This window comes from Lutibacter sp. (assembly GCF_013041805.1).
Lineage (GTDB): Bacteria > Bacteroidota > Bacteroidia > Flavobacteriales > Flavobacteriaceae > Lutibacter.
Genome location: NZ_JABDRI010000064.1, coordinates 1 through 24,405, shown reverse-complemented (window position 1 = coordinate 24,405; position 24,405 = coordinate 1). Strand labels below are relative to the sequence as shown.

22 protein-coding genes are annotated in these 24,405 nt (G+C 30.5%); 10 read left to right on the top strand and 12 right to left on the bottom strand.

Annotated elements, in window-relative coordinates; genetic code table 11:
- A partial coding sequence (sppA, locus tag HKP59_RS08265; protein ID WP_291805565.1) for a signal peptide peptidase SppA occupies positions 1–1,757 on the top strand: 1,757 nt, incomplete at its 5' end.
- Here the strand turns inward: sppA and HKP59_RS08260 are convergent.
- Positions 1,758–2,636, bottom strand: a complete 879-nt coding sequence (locus tag HKP59_RS08260; protein WP_291805564.1) for an AraC family transcriptional regulator — start codon at positions 2,634–2,636, stop codon at positions 1,758–1,760.
- 195 nt (positions 2,637–2,831) lie between these two features.
- Here HKP59_RS08260 and HKP59_RS08255 point away from each other — a divergent pair, with 195 nt between their 5' ends.
- Positions 2,832–3,431 carry a hypothetical protein gene (locus tag HKP59_RS08255; protein WP_291805561.1) on the top strand — a complete coding sequence of 200 codons (600 nt, stop codon included), beginning with the start codon at positions 2,832–2,834 and terminating at the stop codon, positions 3,429–3,431.
- Positions 3,432–3,472: 41 nt separating this feature from the next.
- Here the strand turns inward: HKP59_RS08255 and HKP59_RS08250 are convergent, their stop codons facing one another.
- The 8 genes from HKP59_RS08250 to HKP59_RS08215 all read right to left on the bottom strand — a co-directional run bounded on the left by HKP59_RS08250 (position 3,473) and on the right by HKP59_RS08215 (position 9,472).
- A complete protein-coding gene (locus HKP59_RS08250; protein WP_291805559.1) occupies positions 3,473–3,973 on the bottom strand; it encodes a dihydrofolate reductase in 501 nt (166 codons plus the stop codon).
- Positions 3,970–4,377, bottom strand: coding sequence for a 2TM domain-containing protein (locus HKP59_RS08245; RefSeq protein WP_291805557.1), 408 nt, complete (start codon positions 4,375–4,377; stop codon positions 3,970–3,972). Before HKP59_RS08245 ends, HKP59_RS08250 begins: the two co-directional genes overlap by 4 nt.
- Before the next feature lie 11 nt (positions 4,378–4,388).
- Positions 4,389–4,601 (bottom strand): hypothetical protein, encoded by a 213-nt coding sequence (locus HKP59_RS08240; protein ID WP_291805554.1) that lies wholly within the window; start codon positions 4,599–4,601, stop codon positions 4,389–4,391.
- 110 nt (positions 4,602–4,711) lie between these two features.
- Positions 4,712–5,536, bottom strand: coding sequence for a thymidylate synthase (locus HKP59_RS08235; protein ID WP_291805552.1), 825 nt, complete (start codon positions 5,534–5,536; stop codon positions 4,712–4,714).
- A gap of 84 nt (positions 5,537–5,620) precedes the next feature.
- Positions 5,621–7,018, bottom strand: a complete 1,398-nt coding sequence (locus tag HKP59_RS08230) for a nucleoside transporter C-terminal domain-containing protein (RefSeq protein ID WP_291805549.1) — start codon at positions 7,016–7,018, stop codon at positions 5,621–5,623.
- 8 nt (positions 7,019–7,026) lie between these two features.
- Positions 7,027–7,644, bottom strand: a complete 618-nt coding sequence (locus HKP59_RS08225; RefSeq protein WP_291805546.1) for a bifunctional nuclease family protein — start codon at positions 7,642–7,644, stop codon at positions 7,027–7,029.
- 90 nt (positions 7,645–7,734) lie between these two features.
- Complete coding sequence (locus tag HKP59_RS08220; protein ID WP_291805543.1) at positions 7,735–8,697, bottom strand: electron transfer flavoprotein subunit alpha/FixB family protein; 963 nt, start codon at positions 8,695–8,697, stop codon at positions 7,735–7,737.
- Between the two features lie 28 nt (positions 8,698–8,725).
- On the bottom strand, positions 8,726–9,472 hold the full coding sequence (locus HKP59_RS08215; protein WP_291805541.1) for an electron transfer flavoprotein subunit beta/FixA family protein: 747 nt from the start codon (positions 9,470–9,472) through the stop codon (positions 8,726–8,728).
- Between the two features lie 175 nt (positions 9,473–9,647).
- Between HKP59_RS08215 and HKP59_RS08210 the strand changes: the two genes are divergently transcribed.
- The 4 genes from HKP59_RS08210 (at position 9,648) to HKP59_RS08195 (ending at position 16,311) form a co-directional block, all read left to right on the top strand.
- Positions 9,648–10,628 (top strand): pyruvate dehydrogenase complex E1 component subunit beta, encoded by a 981-nt coding sequence (locus HKP59_RS08210; protein WP_291805538.1) that lies wholly within the window; start codon positions 9,648–9,650, stop codon positions 10,626–10,628.
- Positions 10,629–10,691: 63 nt separating this feature from the next.
- Complete coding sequence (locus HKP59_RS08205; protein WP_291805535.1) at positions 10,692–13,184, top strand: DUF5686 and carboxypeptidase-like regulatory domain-containing protein; 2,493 nt, start codon at positions 10,692–10,694, stop codon at positions 13,182–13,184.
- A 63-nt stretch (positions 13,185–13,247) separates the two neighbouring features.
- Positions 13,248–13,781, top strand: coding sequence for an inorganic diphosphatase (locus HKP59_RS08200; protein WP_291805532.1), 534 nt, complete (start codon positions 13,248–13,250; stop codon positions 13,779–13,781).
- Positions 13,782–13,905: 124 nt separating this feature from the next.
- The gene (locus HKP59_RS08195; RefSeq protein ID WP_291805530.1) at positions 13,906–16,311 is read left to right on the top strand and encodes a sodium-translocating pyrophosphatase; all 2,406 of its coding nucleotides are present in this window, start codon (positions 13,906–13,908) and stop codon (positions 16,309–16,311) included.
- 103 nt (positions 16,312–16,414) lie between these two features.
- On the opposite strand, the gene HKP59_RS08190 is transcribed toward HKP59_RS08195, so the two are convergent.
- Positions 16,415–16,912 carry a hypothetical protein gene (locus tag HKP59_RS08190; protein WP_291805527.1) on the bottom strand — a complete coding sequence of 166 codons (498 nt, stop codon included), beginning with the start codon at positions 16,910–16,912 and terminating at the stop codon, positions 16,415–16,417.
- 161 nt (positions 16,913–17,073) lie between these two features.
- Between HKP59_RS08190 and HKP59_RS08185 the strand changes: the two genes are divergently transcribed.
- Together HKP59_RS08185 and HKP59_RS08180 are read left to right on the top strand one after the other, a co-directional pair.
- Positions 17,074–19,017 carry a YgiQ family radical SAM protein gene (locus HKP59_RS08185; protein ID WP_291805524.1) on the top strand — a complete coding sequence of 648 codons (1,944 nt, stop codon included), beginning with the start codon at positions 17,074–17,076 and terminating at the stop codon, positions 19,015–19,017.
- Between the two features lie 68 nt (positions 19,018–19,085).
- Complete coding sequence (locus HKP59_RS08180) at positions 19,086–20,678, top strand: mechanosensitive ion channel family protein (RefSeq protein WP_291805520.1); 1,593 nt, start codon at positions 19,086–19,088, stop codon at positions 20,676–20,678.
- Positions 20,679–20,779: 101 nt separating this feature from the next.
- Here the strand turns inward: HKP59_RS08180 and HKP59_RS08175 are convergent, their stop codons facing one another.
- Positions 20,780–22,288, bottom strand: coding sequence for a M56 family metallopeptidase (locus HKP59_RS08175; RefSeq protein ID WP_291805517.1), 1,509 nt, complete (start codon positions 22,286–22,288; stop codon positions 20,780–20,782).
- Positions 22,285–22,656: a BlaI/MecI/CopY family transcriptional regulator gene (locus HKP59_RS08170; RefSeq protein WP_291805514.1), complete on the bottom strand. Its 372-nt coding sequence runs from the start codon at positions 22,654–22,656 to the stop codon at positions 22,285–22,287. The genes HKP59_RS08175 and HKP59_RS08170 overlap by 4 nt, the downstream gene beginning before the upstream one ends.
- 133 nt (positions 22,657–22,789) lie before the next feature.
- Here HKP59_RS08170 and HKP59_RS08165 point away from each other — a divergent pair, with 133 nt between their 5' ends.
- Together HKP59_RS08165 and HKP59_RS08160 are read left to right on the top strand one after the other, a co-directional pair.
- Positions 22,790–23,293: a DUF456 domain-containing protein gene (locus HKP59_RS08165; RefSeq protein ID WP_291805511.1), complete on the top strand. Its 504-nt coding sequence runs from the start codon at positions 22,790–22,792 to the stop codon at positions 23,291–23,293.
- A gap of 249 nt (positions 23,294–23,542) precedes the next feature.
- The coding region (locus HKP59_RS08160; protein WP_291805509.1) for an amino acid--tRNA ligase-related protein at positions 23,543–24,405 on the top strand (863 nt) is incomplete at its 3' end.

Here is a 24,405-nt window from a genome sequence, read left to right as displayed (position 1 = left end):
ATATGAACTTTTTAAGAAATTTATTTGCATCAATATTTGGAACTTTAATTGCTTTAGGTATTATTTTAGTATTGTTTTTACTTGTTGCTGCTGCGGTAGGGGATACAAAAAAAGTATCTGTAGCAAGTAATTCTATTTTAGAAATTCAATTGGAAGAGCTTGTAAAAGATTATGCTCCGAAAAGTGAAAATCCTCTTGATGAAATATTCGGTTTTAATGATGCTAAAATTGGATTAAATACCATAATTAATGCTATTGAAAATGCTAAATATGATGAAAAGATTAAAGGAATTAGTATCACAAGTTTAGGAGTTAATGCAGGTATTGCACAAACCCAAGCCATTAGAAATAAATTAGTAGAATTTAAAGAGTCGGGAAAATTTGTAATGGCTTATGCAGATATGTTTGACCAAAAATCGTATTACTTTAGTTCTGTAGCAGATTCTATATTTTTAAATCCTGTTGGGGCAATTGATTTCAAAGGTTTATCTTCAGAAATCTTATTTTATAAAGACTTAGAGGATAAAACCGGAGTTACTATGGAAGTGATTCGTCACGGAAAGTATAAAAGTGCGGTTGAACCATTTTTATACAACGAAATGAGTGCTGATAATAGAGAGCAAATCAGCGCTTTCTTAACGTCTATTTGGGATGAAATGGTTGTGGATATTTCAACAAGTAGAGAATTGACAGAAGAATTGGTTAATAATATTGCCGATAATTTATTAGGTAGAAATGCAACTTTGGCAATTGAGAGTAAGCTAGTTGACGAGGCATTATATTTTGATGAATATATGGATAAATTAAAATTGGCTGTTGGATTATTGAAAGTTGATAAATTAAGTAAAGTATCAATTCAAGATTATATAGCTTCTGGAAAAGGAAGAGTTTTGTCTTCGGCTTCAGATAAAATTGCAGTTATTTATGCTCAAGGTGAAATTATTTATGGAAAAGGAAATGAAGATGTTATTGGGCAAGATTTAATAATAAATGCATTACGAAAAGCAACAGAAAGCAAGAGTGTAAAAGCAATTGTTTTAAGAGTAAATTCTCCAGGAGGAAGTGCGTTAGCAAGTGAGTTAATTTGGAGAGAAATGAAACTTGCTGGAAATAAAAAACCAATTGTAGTATCAATGGGTAATGTTGCCGCATCAGGAGGGTATTATATTGCATGTAGTGCAGATAGAATATTTGCTGAGCCTACAACAATAACAGGGTCAATAGGTGTTTTTGGTGTAATTCCAAACATGAGTAATTTAGCAAACAAAATTGGAATTAATGCAGAACAAGTAAGTACAAATAAAGGAGCTTCTTATAGCGTTTTTGAACCAATGAGTAATGAATTTAGATCAGTTACAACTGAAGGTGTTGAAGCAGTTTATACTACTTTTTTAGAGAGAGTTGCTGATGGAAGAAATATGGAAATTGAGGATGTTGATGCCATTGCGCAAGGAAGAGTTTGGTCAGGCGTTGATGCTTTAAATAATGGTTTAGTAGATGAGTTAGGTAATTTAGATGCGGCTGTCTCATATGCAGCTGAGTTAGCTGAAACAACCGACTATAAAGTTCGTAATTACCCAAGTTATAACATTGATTTAGAAGATAGATTCAGTAGTTTTCCATTTATGAAAACCAAAGAAAAAGTTTTAATTGAGGAATTAGGAGAGGACAATTATAAAATTTATAAATCAATAAAAGCACTTTCTAAATTAAAAGGAATTCAAACCAGACTTCCTTTTATGATAGAAATAAAGTAATTAGTTTTGAACAAGAAGCTGTTTCATTTCATTTCTATATTTTAGAGGTGTTTTACCTGTAATTTGTTTAAATAGTTTATTAAAATGAGAGAAGTTATTAAAACCACTTTCAAAACAAACATCGGTAATACTCATTGGATTTTCAGCTAATAATTTTGTAGCATGAACAATTCTAAATTCATTCACAAACAAGGTAAATGTTTTTCCAGTTACTTTTTTAAAATATCTACAAAACGCAGGAACTGTCATACTAACTTTATCTGAAATTTCATTTAAAGGAATAGGTCGTTTAAAATTTTCATTGACGTGTCCAAAAACAATATCAATTTTTCTATTGTCTTGAGGCTCAATTTCGAATGCAAATCCATCTACATTTAAGAGTGAATAATTAGGAGTAGTAGCTAACTCTTGAAGTATCTCTAAAAATGTTATAATTCTATCCATTCCCTTTTTCTCAACTAAAGATTGAATTTTAGCACCTATAACTTGTTTAGTTTCAGAAGTGAAAATAACACCTTTTTTAGCTCTATAGAATAATGTTTTTATTGATTTCATTTCCGGAATACTAAGAAAATTAGCTCCTAAAAAATCTTCTTTAAACTGCACAATAGTTTCTGTTCCATTAGTTGAAAAACGATCCGTAAATCCACTGTGTGGCAAACTAGCACCTATTAATAGTAGTTGACTATTATTAAAATAGGAAAGATGACTGCCTATATGTCGCTTTCCTTTTCCTTTATTTACATATACTAACTCAAGCTCAGGATGAAAATGCCAAAAGGGTAACTGGTTTTCAACAATCTTAGAATGTTGCTTTACCCGAATGGAAGTTCCAAACTCAGGGTTAATTTTTTCAAAAGCAGGTTTTATGTTATTCATGTTTTTTTTACAAAAGTATAATTTTTATAAATGAGTAACTATATCATATTGACATAATAATGTGTTAAATTAACCTAAAACGTTTTCGTAATTCAAAAATGGGTTAAAAAAACATATAAAATGGAAAATTCAGAAGTGTTCTATAATTTATGTTCAACATATATTTGTCCCATACTAATTTTAAAATTAAAAATTATGAAAAAATCATTTAGAAAGCTTGTAGTAATGTTATTTTTAGGTACAAGTTTATTATCAAATGCAAATAACGTAAGTACAGGAATAATTATGTACGGAAATGAATCAAAATCAGTTGTTCTTGATTTTGAAAATTTTGATGGAAGTATTGAGGTTTCAATTAAAAATAGCTTTGGTTTAACGTTATTTAAAGAAAAATTTCAAGGAGTAAAATTTTCAAATAAATACGATTTAACTTCATTACCAAACGGTAATTACTTTTTTGAAATAAATGGACAAACAAAAATTAAAGTGCTACCATTCATTGTTAATGAAGCAAGTGTTTCATTTGAAAGAGAAAAAGAAGAAATTTATTATAAGCCAATTGTTAGAGAATATAAGAAAAATATATTTTCAATTTCTATGGTGGCTTTAGGTGAGAAAAATTTAAAGATTGCACTTTATGACGCTGATTCAAATTTGATCTATAATGAAGAACTTCAAGATGATGTTTACCTTGGGCGTTTAATTAATATTTCAAATCTGAATTTAGGGAAATATAAGTTAGTTATGAAAAGTAACAATAGAACTTTTGTAGAAACAATAAGAAAAGAAAAGTAGAAATATTTTTAATGTAGATTAATTAAGTTTTGAGGTCTTATCTAATTTGATAAGGCCTCTTTTTTTCTTAAATATGAAACAAAACTATAATCGTATTTATTTTTATTATCTGCTTTAAAATCTTCTCGAGATGTTTCTTCCCATATGTTTAAATTAATTTCAGGGAAAAAAACATCAGCGTCAAAATCATGATGAACCAATGTGATATCTAATTTATCAGCAATGTCTATCGCTTGTTTATATATTTCTGCACCACCTAATATATAAGGGTTTTCATCTTGTTTTGCGGCATTTATTGCATCTTTTAAAGAATGAACTACAATGCAACCATCAACTTCTAATTTTGTATCTCGGGTAATAATTATAGTTGTTCTTTTAGGTAAAGGCTTTCCTAAAGATTCAAAAGTTTTTCTTCCCATAATAATATGATGGTTTAAAGTCACTTTTTTAAATCTTTTTAGGTCAGCGGGAAGATGCCAAATAAGTTGATTGTCTTTTCCTAAGGCATTATTGTTAGCTATAGCAGCTATAATTGTAATCATTCTTTGGCTGAATTGTCTAGGGGATTTTTCTTTTTTTTTAGTTCAGAAGCGTTTAGTTCGCTTTCTGTTTTTAATTTTGCTTCAAGCGCTATTTCTTTTTCTAGTTTTGCAATTTTTAATTCTTGTTTAGTAATTAATTTTTCAGTTTGTTTTCTCTCCCATTCTTTGCCCATAAACCGATTCGTAAAAAACACATTAATAAAATGCAATATCAAAACGAAAAGCCATAATGTAATGGCCCAAACAAACCAGTTTTCTATAAAACTTTCACCTACTTTTAATACTTTATTAAGTGCTATTAAAAATACAGATCCTACTAAAAATAGAACAAAATGAGTAAACAACCTTTTTTTTTGTTGCATACGTTTTCGCGCATTTTCATACAGTTCGTGTTGTTCATTCATAGCAGCAAGGTTTACATATTTTTAACCCATTCTTTAATATAACCTGTAAAGTCTTCGGTTTCGTTACCGTCTTGATTTTGAAGTTTGTTTGTTGGGAAATTTAATAATTTCATCATATCCTCATCTGAAGAATTTAATAAATTGTCAATGTTTTTTAAAACAATATTATCTTCAATTTCAATAATTCTCTCAATAATTTTCTTTTTTAGTTGTAGTGTGTCCATTGTTTTCTTTTCTAGCTATAAATGTATTAAATGATTTTTAATTAAAATATTAAAGATTTATTAATATTTTGAAATAATTTTATTTTTTAAATGAATCAATTTTAAAAAAATTAAACAGATACTTTTCCTTTAATATGAGGATGAGGATTATAATTTTTTAAAGAAAAATCTTCATATGTAAAGTCGAATATATTTTTTACGTCAGGATTTAATTCCATTGTAGGGAGCGTTCTTGTTTCTCTTGATAATTGTAACTCAATTTGTTCACTATGATTGTTATAAATATGGGCATCACCAAAAGTATGTATAAAATCGCCTGATTTTAAGTTACAAACTTGAGCTACCATCATGGTAAGCAATGCATATGATGCAATATTAAAAGGAACTCCTAAAAAAATATCAGCGCTTCGTTGGTATAACTGACAAGATAATTTGCCATCTGAAACATAGAATTGGAAAAAAGCATGACAAGGTGGTAATGCTGCTTTACCCTTTGCTACATTTTCAGAGAAGGAAACAGATGTATCCGGTAAAACACTTGGATTCCAAGCTGAAATTAGCATTCGTCTACTGTCAGGGTTTGTTTTTATGGTTTCAATTACTTCAGCAATCTGATCTATGCCTTCACTATTCCAATTTCGCCATTGATGTCCATAAACTGGTCCTAAATCTCCATTTTCATTCGCCCAAGCATCCCAAATTTTAACATTATTTTCTTTTAAGTATTCGATGTTAGTTTCTCCTTTTAGAAACCAAAGAAGTTCGTAGATAATAGATTTTAAATGCAATTTTTTGGTTGTTAACATAGGAAAACCTTGACTTAAATCAAAACGCATTTGATACCCAAAAACACTTTTTGTTCCTGTTCCTGTTCTATCTTCTTTTACAATTCCGTTATCTTGAACGTGTTTTATTAAATCTAAATATTGTTTCATTCTTACTGTTCGTTTAAGTGTTTAAAAGTACAATTGTTAATTTATTCAATCCAACAATTTTACAGTTCAACATTTACACATAGACTATCCAATAATCATACCTGCAATTGTAGCTGATAATAAAGAAGCTAACGAGCCTCCAATTAGTGCTTTCATACCAAATTCTGATAAAGTTTTACGTTGGCCTGGTGCAAGTGAACCAATTCCTCCAATCTGAATTCCAATGGAAGCAAAATTTGCAAATCCACAAAGCATATATGTTGCCATTATTATTGATTTACTATACGTAAAATGTGTAGCACTAGCAATGTTTTTTAGTTCAGCAAGTTGAATATATCCAACAAATTCACTTGCTGCTAGTTTAACCCCTAACAGTTGCCCCATTAACATCATATCTTCTTTAGCAACACCAATTAACCACATCAAAGGGGCAAAGATGGTTCCTAAAACAGATTCTAATGTAAAACTTTGATACGGTGTATTTGCAGCCATCCAACTATTTAGGTTAGTGATGTCACCAATCCAACCAAAAATTCCATTTACCATGGCAATAATTGCAACAAAAACAAGTAGCATAGCAGCAACGTTTGCGGCTAATTTTAAACCTTCTGTTGTTCCATTGGCAATGGCATCTAAAATGTTTGATCCTATTTTTTCCTGTGAAACTTTTACATCAGTATTTATTTTTTCAGTTTGCGGATACAGTATTTTAGAAACCACAATTGCTCCAGGGGCTGCCATAACTGATGCAGCCAATAAATGTTTCGCATAATGCAACCTCAAAACAGGGTCGTTACCTCCTAAAAATCCAATATATGCGGCTAAAACACCTCCAGCAACGGTAGCCATTCCGCCAATCATAACTAATAGTATTTCAGAACGATTCATACGTTCTAAATATGCTTTTATCATTAAAGGAGCTTCTGTTTGTCCTAAAAATATATTTCCAGCAACCGATAAACTTTCTGCCCCCGAAATTTTTAGGAGCTTTGTTAAAAGCAATGCCAATCCCTTAACAATAATTTGTATGACTCCTAAATAAAACAGTAATGATGTTAGTGCTGAAAAGAAAATAATTGTGGGTAAAATTTGAAATACAAATATGTACCCAAAAGAGTCAATGTTCATTAAATCTCCAAAAAGAAATGCACTTCCGGCTGCGGTATAATCCAGAATATTAGTAAAAATTCCACCAACAAATTCAAACCCTTTTTGGACAAAAGGGACTTTAATAACTCCAAAAGCTATAATTAATTGTGCAGATAGTCCAGCACCGACAGTTTTCCAATTAATACCTTTTCTATTACTACTAAATAAATAGGCAACTAAAATTAAAGAAACCATTCCTAATATACCTCGCCATAAAGAGGTTATAGAAAATCCTTGATTATCTATTATTGTATTTTGAATTGTTTCTTGTGAGTAGGATGAAATTGAAATTAAAAGTAAAGCTATAATGAATAAACTTATTTTTTTTTGCATATGTTTAATTATTTCGAAGTTCGATTAGTTATTTCATCACGAATTTTTGCTGCTAACTCGTAATCCTCTTGTTGAATTGCATGATTCAATTTTTCATTTAACTGCTCTAGCGTATCTTTAGAAAAGGAAGTCTCTTTTTTATCTGAAGTAGGTTCTTCATCTATTAAATTTTCAATACTCAAAGGATCTTCACCAGAAGTTAAAGTATCTTTCATTTTTAAATAAATACCTGCTTTGTCAAGTATATTTTCATACGTAAAAATAGGAGCATTAAAGCGAGTTGCTAATGCAATTGCATCAGAAGTTCGTGTATCAATAATCTCTTCTATTTTATCGCGTTCACAAATTAAACTTGAATAAAATACGCCATCAACTAATTTATGAATAATAACTTGTTTTATAACAATGTGAAATCTATCTGCGAAAGATTTAAAAAGGTCGTGAGTAAGTGGGCGAGGAGGTTTTATTTCTTTTTCTAAAGCAATAGCAATAGATTGGGCTTCAAAAGCTCCAATCACTATTGGTAAGGTTCTTGATCCCTTAACTTCACTAAGTACCAATGCGTAAGCACCACTCTGCGTTTGACTATATGATATGCCTTTAATATTTAGACGAACTAAACTCATAAGTTAAAATTAACAAAAAAGACTATCTAATCAAAGGACTTTGATGTCCAATCATTAGACAGCCTTATTAAGAGGCACAATTTAATAAAATTATGCGTTATTTGCTTTAAATTCTTTTAACTTTTCAATTAATTTAGGAACAACTTCGAAAGCATCACCTATAATCCCATAATCTGCAGCTTTAAAGAAAGGCGCTTCAGGGTCTGTATTAATAACAACTTTTACTTTAGACGAGTTAACACCCGCTAAATGTTGTATGGCTCCTGAAATTCCGACGGCAACATATAAGTTAGAAGCTACGGGTTTTCCAGTTTGTCCAACGTGTTCACTATGAGGTCTCCATCCTAAATCTGAAACTGGTTTTGAGCAAGCTGTTGCAGCACCAAAAACATCCGCTAATTCTTCAATCATTCCCCAATTTTCCGGCCCTTTTAAACCTCTACCTCCTGATACTACCACATCAGCATCGGCAATAGTTACCTTACCTGTTGTTTGTTCTACAGAAGTTGAAGTTAATCCACTTTCAATTAATTGAGGTGAAAATTCTTCAACATTTCCATCTACTTTATTTTCAACTAACCCAAATGAATTTTTAGCTAAAGAAATAACTTTGCAGTCAGTTGTTAACTCAGTATAATTAAACGCTTTATTAGAAAATGTTTTTCTTTTAAGAGTAAATGGTGAAGTTGAAGTCGGTAATGCAACTACATTACTTGCGTAACCAGCGCTTAAATTAACAGCTAATGTTGGAGCAAGGTATATTGCGTTAGCATTAGAATCAATAATTACAAGTTTTGAATTTTCTTTTTCAGCTGCTTGTTTAATAATGTTTGCATATACTTTAGCATTAAAAGTACGTAATGCATCATTTGACACATTTAAAACTTTTTCTGCTCCATACATATATAGTAAGGTAGGTTCATTTGAATTTATTGTTAACACAACAACATTTGTTCCTAACTGTTCTGCTACTTTTTTTCCGTAAGAAGTTACTTCAAAAGCAGATTTCTTAAATTTTCCTTCCGATGTTTCGGCAAAAACTAAAACTGACATATATTTTTGTTTGTTAAATCTTTTAATATTAAATTACTTTTGCTTCATTATGTAATAAACGAATAAGTTCATCTACATTATCAGCATCAACCATTTTACAAGCAGCTTTAGCCGCTTGTTTTTCGAATGAAATTATTGAAGTTGCAGCTTCACTATTTATTGGTTCAACAACCGTTAACGGTTTTTTACGCGCCATCATAATACCTCTCATATTTGGTATTCGTAAATCTTTTTCTTCAACCAACCCTTTTTGCCCTGCAATTATTAATGGTAAATTTGAAGATAAAATTTCTTTTCCTCCATCAATTTCTCGCGAAATAGTTGCTTTTTCACCTTCTATTTCTAGACCAATACAAGCGTTAACAAAGCTAAAGTCTAATAGTGCAGCCAACATTCCAGGAACCATTCCACCATTATAATCACTTGATTCTTTGCCGGCTAAAACTAAGTTAAAGCCACCATTTTTCACAACTTCGGCTAATTCTTTAGCAACAGCAAAACCATCGGTTGGTTCAGCATTTACTCGAATAGCATCATCTGCTCCAATTGCTAGCGCTTTTCTAAGTGTAGGTTCAGTTGAAACATTTCCTACATTTACTACGGTTACTGTTGCGCCTTGTTTTTCTTTAAACCACATAGCTCTTGTTAAGGCAAATTCATCATATGGGTTTATCACATATTGTACTCCGTTACTGTCAAACTTAGAATCATTATCAGTAAAGTTGATTTTAGAAGTAGTATCGGGTACGTGACTTATACAAACTAATATTTTCATTTTATTGTGTATTTTTAAATATTTGGTATAAAATTATAAAAGCTTTTTTTATGAAATACGAATATACTACTTTTTTTTAAAATACTATGCGCGCATAGTAAAATTTTAAAGACAATTATTTTTTTGATTCTAATTTTAGAATTGCTTACTTTTGCACATCTTAAAAATAGATAGCATGAAGACAATACAATTTAGAGAAGCCATTTGTGAGGCAATGAGTGAGGAAATGAGAAGAGATGAAACAGTGTACCTATTAGGTGAAGAGGTTGCTGAATATAATGGTGCTTATAAAGCTTCAAAAGGAATGTTGGATGAGTTTGGCGCAAAGCGTGTGATAGACACTCCAATTGCGGAATTAGGCTTTACAGGTATTGCAGTAGGATCTGCAATGAATGGAAACAGACCAATTGTTGAGTTTATGACCTTTAACTTTTCATTAGTAGGGATTGACCAAATTATAAATAATGCAGCTAAAATTAGACAAATGTCTGGAGGACAATTAAATTGTCCAATTGTTTTTAGGGGGCCAACAGGTTCAGCTGGTCAATTAGGAGCAACACATTCTCAGGCTTTTGAAAATTGGTTTGCAAATACGCCAGGTTTAAAAGTAATAGTACCTTCAAACCCATACGATGCAAAAGGATTATTAAAAGCTGCAATTAGAGATGATGATCCAGTTATTTTTATGGAATCTGAGCAAATGTATGGTGATAAAATGGAAATTCCAGAAGGTGAGTATATTATTCCAATTGGCGTTGCAGATATAAAAAGAGAAGGAACAGATGTTACAATTGTTTCATTTGGAAAAATAATAAAAGAAGCCTATAAAGCCGCTGAAGTTCTAGAAAAGGAAGGAATTTCTGTAGAAATTTTAGATATGCGAACAGTAAGACCAATGGATTTTGAAGCTATTTTTAAATCAGTTAAAAAAACAAATAGGTTAGTTATTTTGGAAGAAGCTTGGCCTTTTGCAAGTGTTTCATCAGAAATTACTTTCCAGGTTCAAGAAAATGTATTTGATTATTTAGATGCTCCAATTAGAAGAATTACAACAGCAGATACTCCTGCACCTTATTCACCAGTATTATTAGAAGAGTGGTTGCCAAACTTTAATGATGTTGTGAAAGCTGTTAAGGAAGTATTATATATAAAATAAAGGCACAGAATTTGCGTTATAAATTCCTTTTAAGTTTTATCTTAAAAGGAATTTTTTATTCTTATGAAAAAAAATAAACTACTTAGTACACTATTTTTATTTATTTTTTCTGTTGTTTTTTCACAGGTAAAAATAAGTGGGGTTGTAAAAGACAATCAAAATCAAACTATTCCATTTGCAAATATTTTATTTGTTGGTTCAACGACTGGCACAGTCTCTGATGAAAATGGAGCATTCTATTTAGAGTCTGAAAAGAACTATACTCAAATTGAAGTTTCATTTATTGGGTTTGAGACTAAAATTGTTTCAATAAAAAGTAGAGATTTTGATTTAACAATTACATTAGAAGAATTAGCAGCTCAGCTAAAAGAAGTATTTATTTATAGTGGAAAAGTTAAGAAAAAAGACAACCCAGCAATTGCTATCTTAAAAAAGATTTGGGCTAAAAAGCGCCAGAATGGAATTTATTTATTTGATCAATATGAATATGAAAAGTATGAGAAATTAGAGTTCGATTTAAATAATGTTGATAGTGTAATGAAAAAAAGCAAACTTTTTAAAGGAATGGAGTTTGTTTTTAATGGTGTGGATACTTCTAGAATTACAGGAAAAGCTTTTTTACCAATTTTTATTAATGAATCTGTTTACAAATCATATGGGACAAATAAAAACGGAAAAGGTTTTCGAGAAGATTTAATTGCAAATAAAAATTCAGGATTCGAGTCGAATCAAAATGTTATTGCTTTCATTAAAGATTTATATGTTGATTATAATATATATGATAGCTATATTAAAATTTTTGATAAAAGTTTTGTAAGTCCTATTTCCAAAGCTTCAGGTATTTCAACCTATAATTATGTGTTAACAGATAGTGCCTTTATTGATAATAAGTGGTGCTATAATATTTTATACTATCCACGTAGAAAAAATGAGTTGACTTTTAAAGGTGATTTTTGGGTAAACGACTCCACATTTGCAGTAAAAGAGATTAATATGCAGGCTTCGCGCAGTGCAAATATAAACTGGGTAAAGGACATTTATATTGAGCAAGAATTTGATGTTTTAAATGATTCAATATTTTTACTCAAAAGAGATTATATGTTGTCTGATTTTAGTTTTAAGAAAAAAGAAAAGGCTAAAGGAGTATATGGAAGAAGAACGACCATGTACAAGGATTATGATTTTAATAAAGAAAAAGGAGCAAAGTTTTATAATAAGGAAATTGACATTTATGATGTTGGCATTTATAACAAAAATGATGAGTATTGGGATATAAGCAGACAAGAAAAATTAAATAAAAATGAAGAAGGTATTTACAAATTGTTAGATACGTTACAAACAGTTCCTAAATTTAAGCGGATTTATAATTTAGTTTCAATTTTAGGTTCAGGTTATGTAGAGTTTAACAATTTTGATTATGGTGATATTTTTTCAACTTTTGGAAAGAATGATGTTGAGGGATGGCGTTTGCGAGTAGGAGGGAGAACATTTTTAGGGGGTAATGAGCCTTGGCGTTTACAAGGCTATACGGCTTATGGTTTTGAAGATCAAAAATTTAAATATGGCTTGTCTGGTAAATGGATGGTTAATCCTAAAAGTCGGTTTATAATTGGAGCTGGAAATAGAAGAGATATTGAGCAGATAGGAGTTAGTTTAACAACAACAAATGATGTAATGGGTCGTAGTTTTGCATCTTCAACATTATTTTCAAGCGGTGATAACACGAAACTTACCAACATAAATTTATCGAATTTATTTCTATCAATTGAACTCAAAAAGAACTTAGAACTTCGACTTGGAGCCTCATATCGAACACTTGAGTCTGCTTCTCCTGATACTTTTAATTTAGATTATTGGATAGACAAAGCAGCAAATATTAAAAAATCCACGAGTATTCAATCTGAAATAGATTTTTCAATAAAATATACTCCTAATAGAAAAACGATTGGGTATGGTGTTGAGCGAAATGAGGTCACAGATACTTACTCTACGTTATTTTTAAATTATTCTAGAGGAATTAAAGGAGTTTTTAATAGCGATTTTGAGTATCAAAAAGTTCAATTTTTTTATAGGCAACCTATATTAGTTGGTGGTTTTGGTAGAATGTTTACCACATTTGAGGTTGGTAAAACATTTGGAGAAGTGCCTCTTGGTTTACTCAATGTAGTACCTGGAAATCAAACCTATTTTACCATTGAAAATACGTATTCAAATCTAAATTTCTACGAGTTTATTACTGATACATACGCATCATTACACATAGAGCATAATTTTAATGGTCGGTTTTTTTCACGGATACCGTTGCTAAGAAAATTAAATTTAAGAGAAATTGTTGGAGTAAAAGGTGTTTGGGGTGAAATTTCTGATGAAAACTTGGCGTTAAATGCTTCAACTGTAAATTATATAGCTCCAACGAAAGTTTACTATGAATACAGTGTAGGGGTTGGAAATATTTTTAAAGTGTTTAGACTTGATTTTAGTTGGAGAGGAAATTATAGAAATGTTCCGAATGCAACTAATTTTGCAATTAAAGGAGCTTTTGGGTTTCATTTCTAAATTTCATAATAAATTTACACAAGTACATTTAGAATTATGTATTTTTGTTAAAAATTAAAAAAAATGAATGCTAAAACAAAAAACGTATTAACATTTGATGTGTTAATTGAAATCCCTAAAGGAAGTAGAAATAAATACGAATATGATTTTACATTAAATAAAATTAGATTTGACAGAATGTTATTTTCATCAATGATGTATCCAGGTGATTATGGATTTATACCAGAATCTTTAGCTTTGGATAAAGATCCATTAGATGTTTTAGTATTAGGTACGGAACCTACTTTTCCTATGGTAGTTATGGAAGTTAGACCAATTGGCGTATTTCATATGACAGATGAAAAAGGTCCTGACGAAAAGATTATTTGTGTGCCAGTTTCTGATCCAATTTGGAATAATAGAAGAGATATTACAGATTTAAACCCTCACCGACTTAAAGAGATAGAGCATTTCTTTCAAGTTTACAAGGATTTAGAAGAGAAAAAAGTAGATGTGGGAGGTTGGGGAAATGCAGAAGAGGCCATTAAAATTTACCATGAATGTATTGAAAGATACGATAATAGTGAACATAAAAAAAAGAGAACATTTACAATATAATTTATTTAATAAAAAATCCTTTCAAAATATGAAAGGATTTTTTTTGATAAAAGTATTGCGAAAACGTTTGAAAATGCTATTTTTAGCCCTATCTAATCAAACATTTAAACTTAATTAATTTATAATGGATTTATTAATCAAATTTTTACCACTTTTTGGTGTTTTAGCGCTTGTATTTGTTGTTATAAAAAATGCTTGGGTATCTAAACAAGATTTTGGAAATGAAAAAATGTCCAAAATTGCTAAGCATATTGCAGATGGTGCAATGTCATTCTTAAAAGCAGAGTATAAAATACTTTCAATTTTTGTTATTGCTGTAGCAATTTTACTATTCTTTAAAGGAACTTATGAAGAAGGATCTAATGGAATGGTGGCGGTTTCATTTATTGTTGGAGCAATTTGTTCTGCATTAGCCGGATTTATTGGTATGAGAGTAGCAACAAAAGCAAATGTTAGAACTACCCAGGCCGCAAGAACATCTTTAGGAAAAGCATTGGAAGTTGCTTTTGCAGGTGGAGCAGTAATGGGATTAGGTGTTGTAGGTCTAGGTGTTTTAGGCTTAAGTGGCTTATTTATGATTTATCAAGGAATGTGGTCAGGAGCTGAAAATATACCAATGGTATTAAATGTGCTTTCTGGTTTCTCATTAGGAGCTTCTTCAATTGCATTATTTGCACGTGTTGGAGGTGGTATTTACACAAAAGCTGCTGATGTTGGTGCTGATTTAGTAGGTAAAGTTGAAGCCGGTATTCCTGAAGATCACCCATTAAATCCTGCAACTATTGCAGATAACGTTGGTGATAATGTAGGTGACGTTGCTGGAATGGGAGCTGATTTATTTGAATCGTATGTTGGATCTATTATTGGAACCATGGTTTTAGGAGCCTATATTTTTACTCCAAAATTTGATGGATTAGGAGCTGTTTATTTACCACTAGTTTTAGCGGCAGTAGGTATTGTAATGTCTATTATTGGAACACTTTTTGTAAAAGTAAAAGATGGAGGCTCTCCACATAAAGCACTAAATTTAGGTGAATTTGGATCGGGCGCTTTAATGATTGTAGCTTCTTATTTTATAATTAATGAAATGTTGCCAGATAGTGTAGAAGGTTTACCTTTTGGAGCTATGGGTGTGTTTTATGCGACATTATCAGGTTTAATAGCAGGTTTTGGCGTAGGAAAAATCACTGAATATTATACAGGTACTGGAACTAAGCCAGTACAATCTATTGTAGATCAATCTGAAACAGGTTCAGCTACTAATATTATTGCTGGGTTAGGTGTTGGAATGATGTCTACAGCAGTTCCAATTCTTTTAATTGCTACAGCAATTATAGTTTCTCACTATTTCGCAGGTTTATATGGTATTGCAATTGCGGCAGTGGGAATGTTAGCTAATACAGGTATTCAATTAGCAGTTGATGCGTATGGACCAATTTCTGATAATGCAGGTGGTATTGCCGAAATGGCAGAATTACCTAGTGAAGTTAGAGAACGTACAGATAAATTAGATGCCGTAGGAAATACAACTGCAGCTATTGGAAAAGGTTTTGCAATTGCTTCAGCAGCATTAACGGCATTAGCACTATTCGCCGCTTTTATGAAAACTGCAAATATTAAAGCTATTGATGTATCTCAACCTAAAATTATGGCTGGTTTACTCGTTGGAGGTATGTTACCTTTCGTTTTTTCAGCATTATCTATGAATGCAGTAGGGCGAGCAGCAATGGCTATGATTGAAGAAGTTCGTCGTCAGTTTAGGGATATCCCTCAATTAAAGGCTGCTTTAGAAGTTATGAGAAAGCATAATTCAGATATGTCAAAAGCAACTAAAGAAGAACGTGAAATATTTGATGCAGCTGATGGTTATGCTGAATATGAAAAATGCGTAGAAATTTCTACAGAAGCATCTATTAAAGAGATGGTACTTCCTGGATTGTTAGCATTAGTTGTTCCAGTTGCCGTTGGTTTTATTGGTGGTGCTGAAATGTTAGGAGGTTTGTTAGCAGGTGTTACTACATCAGGAGTGCTAATGGCAATTTTTCAATCTAATGCTGGTGGTGCTTGGGATAATGCTAAAAAAATGATTGAAGAACAAGGGAAAAAAGGAACTGAAGCACATAAAGCTGCTGTTGTAGGTGATACTGTGGGTGATCCATTTAAAGATACTTCAGGACCTTCGTTAAATATTTTATTAAAGTTAATGAGTGTTGTAGCATTAGTAATTGCACCAAGTATTGCACTAGATGCGATTGAAGTAGCTGAATACGCAAAAGAAAAAGCATCTACAGAACTTGTTAATCAAGAAGTTAAAAAAGAAGTGCAAGTGAATTTAGAAGAAGTTGATGGAGAAAATATGGTAAAAGCAACTGTAACTACATCTATAACAAAGAACGGTGAAACCACTACTACAGAAGAAATTTTTGAGGGTACTGAAGAAGAAGTAATGAAAAAAATTGATGCGCTTAAAGATGATGTAAAGATTGAAGTAAAGAATAAAATAATTGAAGTTGAAACAGAAATAAACTAAAAAGGTAGTGTGTTAATTAAAAAAGCTGTTTTGAAATAGCTTTTTTAATTAACACATTTTTAGATTACTACCTGAATTTAACTAACAATTAAATCAAATCAAATTAACTTTTATTTTTGTAAGGTCTTTTTTGTTGATTTTCAGTTTTAAAACCTTGTCTATTTTCTCCGCTATTTTTAGTTTTTGCAATTCTTTTTTTACGACTTTTTATTTTATTTTTAGTGTTGTCTTCCCATTTTGAAAATTGCTCTTGTGAAAGTATTTTCTTTAGAGCTGCTTTATGCTCAAGTTGCTTGTCTAATCGTTCATTTTGTTGTTTAAAACGTTCATCACTAGTAAGTTTCTCTCCTTTTTCTCTTTTTGAACTGAATTTTTCTCTAGCTTTTTCACGTTCAGCAGTCTGATTTTCAATTAATTTATAAATTGCTTTTTCTTGGCTATCATTTAAATCTAACTGTAAATCCATTTTTTTAATTTGTAGGGTAGCCATTTGTTCTGGAGATAATTCAGCTTTTCGTTCTCCTCTTTTATTATTTTGTTGTGCATTGCTTGTAAAGCTAATTACAAGTAGTAAACTTAAAATTCCAATTATTTTTCTCATTTTTTTATTTTTTAAATTATTAATTATTATACATTTTATACTTCTAAGACCATCCTTTTCATCAAAGGTTTAAATCATTAACACTCATTAACATTCGTTAACAGAAGTTCGTTTTAAAATGGGCAATTTCAATTACTTTATTTAATGTATTTTTGCAGCATATGATAATGAATAAACTTTCAGATTGGTTACCAACAACAAATAAAGAGGTAAAACTTAGAGGTTGGGAAGAGTTAGACGTGATCCTTTTTAGTGGTGATGCCTATGTAGATCATCCTGCATTTGGACCAGCTGTTATTGGAAGAATATTAGAGAGCTATGGTTTAAAAGTTGCCATTGTTCCGCAACCAAGTGTGCATGATAACTTGCAAGATTTCACAAAGCTAGGAACTCCTAAATTATTTTTTGGTGTTACAGGTGGTTGTATGGATCCAATGGTTAGTAATTATACTGCAAGTAAACGGAAAAGAGATAAAGATGCCTATACACCAAATGGTGATATTGGTTTTAGACCAGATTATGCAACTACGGTTTATACAAATATTTTGAAGGAGAAGTTTCCTGATGTTCCTGTTTTAATTGGAGGTATTGAGGCTTCATTGAGAAGAGTTACCCATTATGATTATTGGAGTGACCAATTAAAACCAACTATTTTGGCTGATTCAAAAGCTGATTTGTTGGTTTATGGAATGGGAGAGCAACCTTTACGAGAAGTTGTTAATTTGCTTCAGAAGGGTGTGCCATTTTCTAGTATAAAAACGGTAAATCAGACCGGATTTTTACTTAAAAAAGAAGAAGATTTACCAAAAAATAAGAATTGGAAGGATGTAAAAATTCATTCTCATGAGATTTGTTTAAAAGACAAGAAATTATTTGCATCTAATTTTAAAGTAATAGAGCAAGAGTCTAATAAATTATTTGCAGACCGTATTTTACAAGATGTAGGCGATTCGGTGTTGGTTATAAATCCTCCTTTTGAAACAATGACAGAAAAGGAGATTGATGCCTCTTTCGATTTGCCTTTTACGCGATTACCGCATCCAAAATATAATAAAAGAGGTCCTATTCCTGCGTTTGAAATGATTAAGTTTTCCATAAATATTCATCGTGGATGTTTTGGAGGTTGTAGTTTTTGTACTATTTCAGCTCATCAAGGAAAATTTATTGCAAGTAGAAGTCAAGAATCTATTTTAAAGGAAGTAGATAAGGTTGCAAATATGCCCGATTTTAAAGGGTATTTATCTGATATTGGTGGTCCTTCAGCAAATATGTATAAAATGAAAGGGAAAGTACAAGAAATTTGTGACAAGTGTGTATCACCTTCTTGTATTTCACCTGTAATTTGCCATAATTTAGATACTTCACATAAACCATTAACCGACCTTTATAAGGCAGTTGATAAACACCCTAAAGTAAAAAAGTCATTTATTGGAAGTGGAATTAGACATGATATGTTAGTTCCTGAATTTAATAAATTAGCTGATCCAAAAGAGTTAGATGCTTATACCGAAGAAGTAATGACTAATCATGTTTCTGGTCGATTAAAAGTTGCACCAGAACATACTTCAGATAATGTGTTAAAATTAATGCGAAAACCTTCCTTTACGTATTTCCATAAATTTAAGGAACGTTTCGATAAAATTAATTTTAGAAAAAAATTGAACCTTCAGTTAATTCCTTATTTCATTTCTAGTCACCCAGCTTGTGAATTAGAGGATATGGCAAATTTAGCAGCCGAAACTAAAGATATGGGCTTTCAGTTGGAGCAAGTGCAAGGTTTTACACCAACACCAATGACCGTTGCAACGGTTATCTATTATAGTGGTTATCATCCATATACCTTAAAACCAATGAAATCTCCCAAAACAAAAAAGGATAGAGATGAACAACATCGGTTTTTCTTTTGGTATAAAAGAGAAAATCAGCAATGGATTAGAAATACTTTATCGAATGTAGGTAGAAGTGATTTATTGCAAAAATTATTACCTTCAACTAGTTCTTGGAGAAGAAATAAACCTTCAAAAACTAAAAATACTTTTGATGATACCATCACTTATACTTCAAGGAAGAAAAAAAAATATAACGCTAAAAAGAAAAGAAAATAATTCAATAATTTTAACATATTAGGCTTAATTTATCTTTAAATTTGGGTCACACTTTAATTAGTTATAAAATGAAGAAGATTAGTATTCTATTTTTACTGATTTCATCAGTAATTTTTGCACAAAAAAAAGTAAAAGTTGATTTAAGTAGTCCAAATTCAACAATTTACACTCATTTATTTTTTTTACAGCCTGATTCTTATGAGCCCGAAAAAGCTGCAACTACCATTTATGGCTATGAAGGTGAGGAAGCTCAAGACATTGCTATCAAGTTAAAAAAAATATTAGATGGTAAAGGTTTAAAAGTAGATTTTGATAAAGTTCCTAAAGATAAAATGTATTCTGACTCTATTGAATTTGCCATAGCCAAAAAGTATGTTTTATTTCCGCATAGAATGGAGGAGATTTATCTTGAAAAAGTAGGGGATAGCTGGTATTATTCTGCTGAAACCGTAGATCAAGTAAAAGATATTTATAGTAGTATGTATCCTTGGCATACTGAAAAATTAAAGCAAATAATTCCAGAGTTTGGACATAAATCGCTATTTAAAATTGAATTATGGCAGTATTTAGGGCTGATCATTTTAGCATTATTAAGTACATTAGTATTTTATGTGCTTAAAAAAATTGTCTTTTATATCTTACAAAAAATACAATATTTCATTATTCATAAATCAAGTGATAATATAAATATTGCTTTGAAAAAATTGACAAGACCCATAGTTTTATTGCTATTAATTTGGGGAATAAAATTACTATTACCGTCTTTATTGTTGGATTTAGATGTAAGTACAATTTTATTTCTAGCGTTAAATATTATGGTAACTGTTTTTTGGATCTATGTATTTCTTAAGTTAGTACAAGTTGTTATGAGTATTTATGCTGATTTTGCGGAGTCTACCCATGGTAAATTAGATGATCAGTTAGTGCCTATATTAAATAATTTTTTGACTGGTATTGTCGTAATTTTAGGTTTTTTAAAATTATTAACTCTTTTTGGAATTGAGCCATTTACTGTAATTGCAGGGGCCTCAATTGGTGGTTTAGCAGTTGCTTTAGCCTCACAAGATACCGTTAAAAACTTGATTGGTACGATTATGATTTTTATCGACAAACCCTTTCATATTGGTGATTGGATTGAAGCGGGTGAAGTAGTTGGAACTGTTGAAACCGTTGGGTTTAGATCCACTACAGTTAGGGCTGCTGATACGTCTGTATATCAAATTCCAAATAGTGCATTATCTGAAATGGTAGTAAACAATAAGGGTTTGCGTGCTTATAGAAGATATACAACTAATTTAGGTGTAAGATATGATACACCACCTGAGTTAATTGATGCATTTGTAAAAGGTGTTCGAAAAATAATTGAAATTCATCCAGACACTAGAGACGATGCTTTTAATGTAGAATTTACAGGTTTTGGAGATTCATCGTTATTAATATTGGTAAATGTTTATTTTGTTGCTTTAGATTGGAATATGGAACAATCTTCAAAGCATAGCCTGCATATAAAAATATTAAACTTAGCAAAAGAATTAGGCGTTGAATTTGCATTCCCATCAACTACTGTTATGATTGAACAGTTCCCAGAGAAAAAAGGAGAGCATGTAAATTACAATATGGAAAGTAAAAGGGTTGAGAGCATTATTGATAAAATTAAATAGTTTTATTCTATGCTGCTAGTAATATTAAAAAACCGAAGTATGCTCTTCGGTTTTTTAATGCTAAAAGTAAAATAATTTACTAACTTTTTTTTCAATTCTAATTATTGAACTTTAAAAGCAATTGGTAAACTGTATTTTACTGCTACATTTTCACCTTTTTGTTTACCAGGAACCATTTTAGGTAATAAATTTATGACTCTTATTGCTTCTTCTTGTAATTCTTTATGTGGAGCTCTTGCTTTTACTTCTGTAATAGTTCCATCTTTATCTATTTTAAATAGTACGAATATTCTTGAAACTCCAGCTTTCAATCCTAACTCATTAGCCATTTTAGAGTTAAAGTTAGAAGCAACAAGCTCAGTAATTTTTTCTTGTAGGCAAACTCTTAGTTGTTCTTTATTTCCTTCACAACCAGGGTAAATTGGAACTTCTTCAATTATTGCAAAAGGAACAGAATCATCAATTTCAATTTCTTGAGTACTATTTTTTATTGGTGGCTTTGGTACCTTAATAAAATGTACTCTGTCACCATTTTCATCTATTACAATGCTCGTTTCAATTTTTGGATTTTCGCGTTCATTGAACTTATTAAATATTTCTTTTTCTTTTAAAGTGTAATTATCAAATGGGACAACTTCTCCTGCTAAATGTGTTCCTAAAAACATAATAAACCCATTTTCTGCTCTAAAATATTTTCCTTCTGAAGGAATCATTTCTTCTTTTAAAACATTTTCAATTTGCTCAATCTCAGCTTGTGCATCATCTGTACAAGACACATAAATTAACATACTCACCAATAAAGGCAACACTAATAAATACTTTAACTGTTTCATTTTTTTAGATTTTTCTTTAGTAATCATAATAATTCTTTTTTTAAGCAATGAATGTTTATAAAATTGATTGGTGAATGAAATATTTTCAACATTAAATGTTTCAGAAAGTAAGCTGTTGAAATAGCTTTTTTTACTAGTTTCTTTAATCACTTCAGCGTCTGAAATATATTCGTGTAATACTGTAATTCGGTTTTGATACACATAAATAAGCGGGTTAAACCACATTACTATTTTGAGTAATTCAAAAAGTAATAAATCGATTGTGTGTTTTTGTTTACAGTGAATTATTTCATGTTGAATGATATCTAATTCTTTATTGTCTTTTAATTTTTTATGAATAAAAATATAATTGAAAAATGAAAATGCTGCTTTCTTTTCTGTTAATAACACTAGCTTATACTTGTGATACCTAACAATGATATTTTTTGAAATTAATTTCTGAATTTTAAATAACTTTAAAAGAAAAATAATTGAGAATAGGAGTACACCGCTTATAAAAATATACGGCAAATAATTAATAGTAGTTTGGTTGGTAACATGCTGTTCAATAATTACTTGCGGATTTAAAAATACGGTTGGTAATTGTACAACATATTCTTGTGGAACAGTTTGCTGAATGCTTTTAAACTTTAAAAATGGAATTAAAAACGATAAAAATGGCGTTATTAATAAATAGATTCTATTCCATTTAAAAAAGGTTTCCTTTTGAAGAAATATATCATAAACAGCTAAAAATAAGACTTGAAACAATAAGATTTGTAAAATATAATTGATCATTTTTCAGAAGTTTTGTCGTTAATATTTTTCAAAATTGTTTCTAAATCATTGATATCAACATCATTCTTCTTAACAAAAAAAGAAACCATACTTTTAAAAGAACCTTCAAAATAGCCATCTACCAGCTTGTTTAAAGTTTGGTTACTGTAATCTTCTTTTTTTACCAAAGGGAAATAAAGATAACCTCTGCCTTTTGCTTTGTGCCCAACAAAATTTTTGGTCTCTAAAATTCTAATAATTGTAGAAACCGTATTATACGCAGGTTTAGGTTCAGGTAATTGATCGATAATATTTTGCACCGAAGCTTCATTTAATTTCCATAAAACTTGCATAAATTGTTCTTCAGCTTTTGTTAATTGCTTGTCCATTTTAACAACTAATTTTTTAGTTCAACAGTACAAATGTAACTAAATATTTAGTTTAAACTAATTTCTTAGTTAAAAATTAGTACAATTCTATTATTTTTCTTTCAAATTTAAAATTGAAAACATACATTAGCGTATGGATATTTTTTTACTAATTCTAGGTTTTCTAATTGCTTTATTAGGTATTATAGGTTCTTTTTTACCAATATTACCAGGTCCGTTTACTAGTTGGGTTGGATTGCTAATACTTCATTTCACAGACGCAGTTCCAATGAATTGGACTTTTTTAGGTATTACTTTAGCTATTGCAATTCTAATTTGGATTGTAGATTATTTTATACCAGCTATTGGAACCAAAAAATTTGGTGGAACACGTTATGGCGTTATTGGTACTATGGTTGGGTTAGTTATAGGCTTAATAGCTCCTATACCTTTTGGTATTATTATAGGACCTTTTGTGGGTGCTTATATTGGTGAAATGTTAAATGAAAAAAATTCAGGGAAAGCATTAAAGGCAGCTTTTGGATCTTTTATAGGCTTTTTAACTTCTTCTTTTATGAAATTTATAGCTGCTGTAATTTTTACAGGTTTATATATTTCAATTTTTTGGGATTATAAAGCAGCTTTCTTTAGTTTTTAAGAAATACAAACTGTTGAAAAATAAAAAAAGCGTCCCGAATTCGGGAAGCTTTCCATTGGTTTTAAAAAAAACCTGACGCTATTAACGTCAAACAACACAACTAAATCGCATAAAAATGCGATGAGCAAATATATAAAATTTAATTAGATTTCATATTCTAAACACTTTTTCTTTCGAAACTGCATATTTTTCTGAATTGATTGTATCTTTGCAAACTGTTATTCAACATAATATTTAAAAAATTACCGAATGCAATTATCAGCACTAGAAATAGTTAGAAGAGAGTCTTTACAAAAATTACGTGAGTTAGGAATTAACCCTTATCCGGCAGAAGAATTCAAAACTACAACTACAATACTTGAAATAACGTCAAAATTTGATGTTTTTGAAGGTAAAGAAGTCGTTTTAGCAGGAAGAATGATGAGTCGTAGAATTATGGGAAAAGCCTCTTTTGCTGAATTAAAGGATGCTAGTGGAAGAATGCAAATTTACGTAAATAGAGATGAAATTTCCTCTGAAGATGACTCAACAATGTACAATACTGTATTCAAAAAATTATTGGATATGGGCGATATCATTGGTATTAGAGGAGAAGTTTTTAAAACTAAAGTTGGTGAAGTTTCAGTGAATGTAAAAGAATTAACAGTACTTTCTAAAAGTTTACGTCCATTACCGGTAGTAAAAACAGATGCTGATGGGAAAGTTCACGATGCTTTTTCCGATGCAGAGCAAAGATATCGTCAACGCTATGTTGATTTAATTGTAAATGACCACGTAAAAGAAACCTTTATAAAACGCACAAAAATTACGAATTCAATGCGTGATTTTTTTAATAAAAAAGGTTATTTAGAAGTTGAAACGCCAATATTACAACCCATTCCTGGTGGTGCAGCTGCTCGACCTTTTGTCACCCATCATAATGCGTTAGATATGCCGTTATATTTACGTATTGCAAACGAATTGTACTTAAAGCGTTTAATTGTTGGAGGTTTTGATGCCGTTTATGAATTTTCTAAAGATTTTAGAAATGAGGGAATGGACAGAACTCATAATCCCGAATTTACGGTGATGGAACTATATGTTGCATACAAAGATTACAATTGGATGATGAA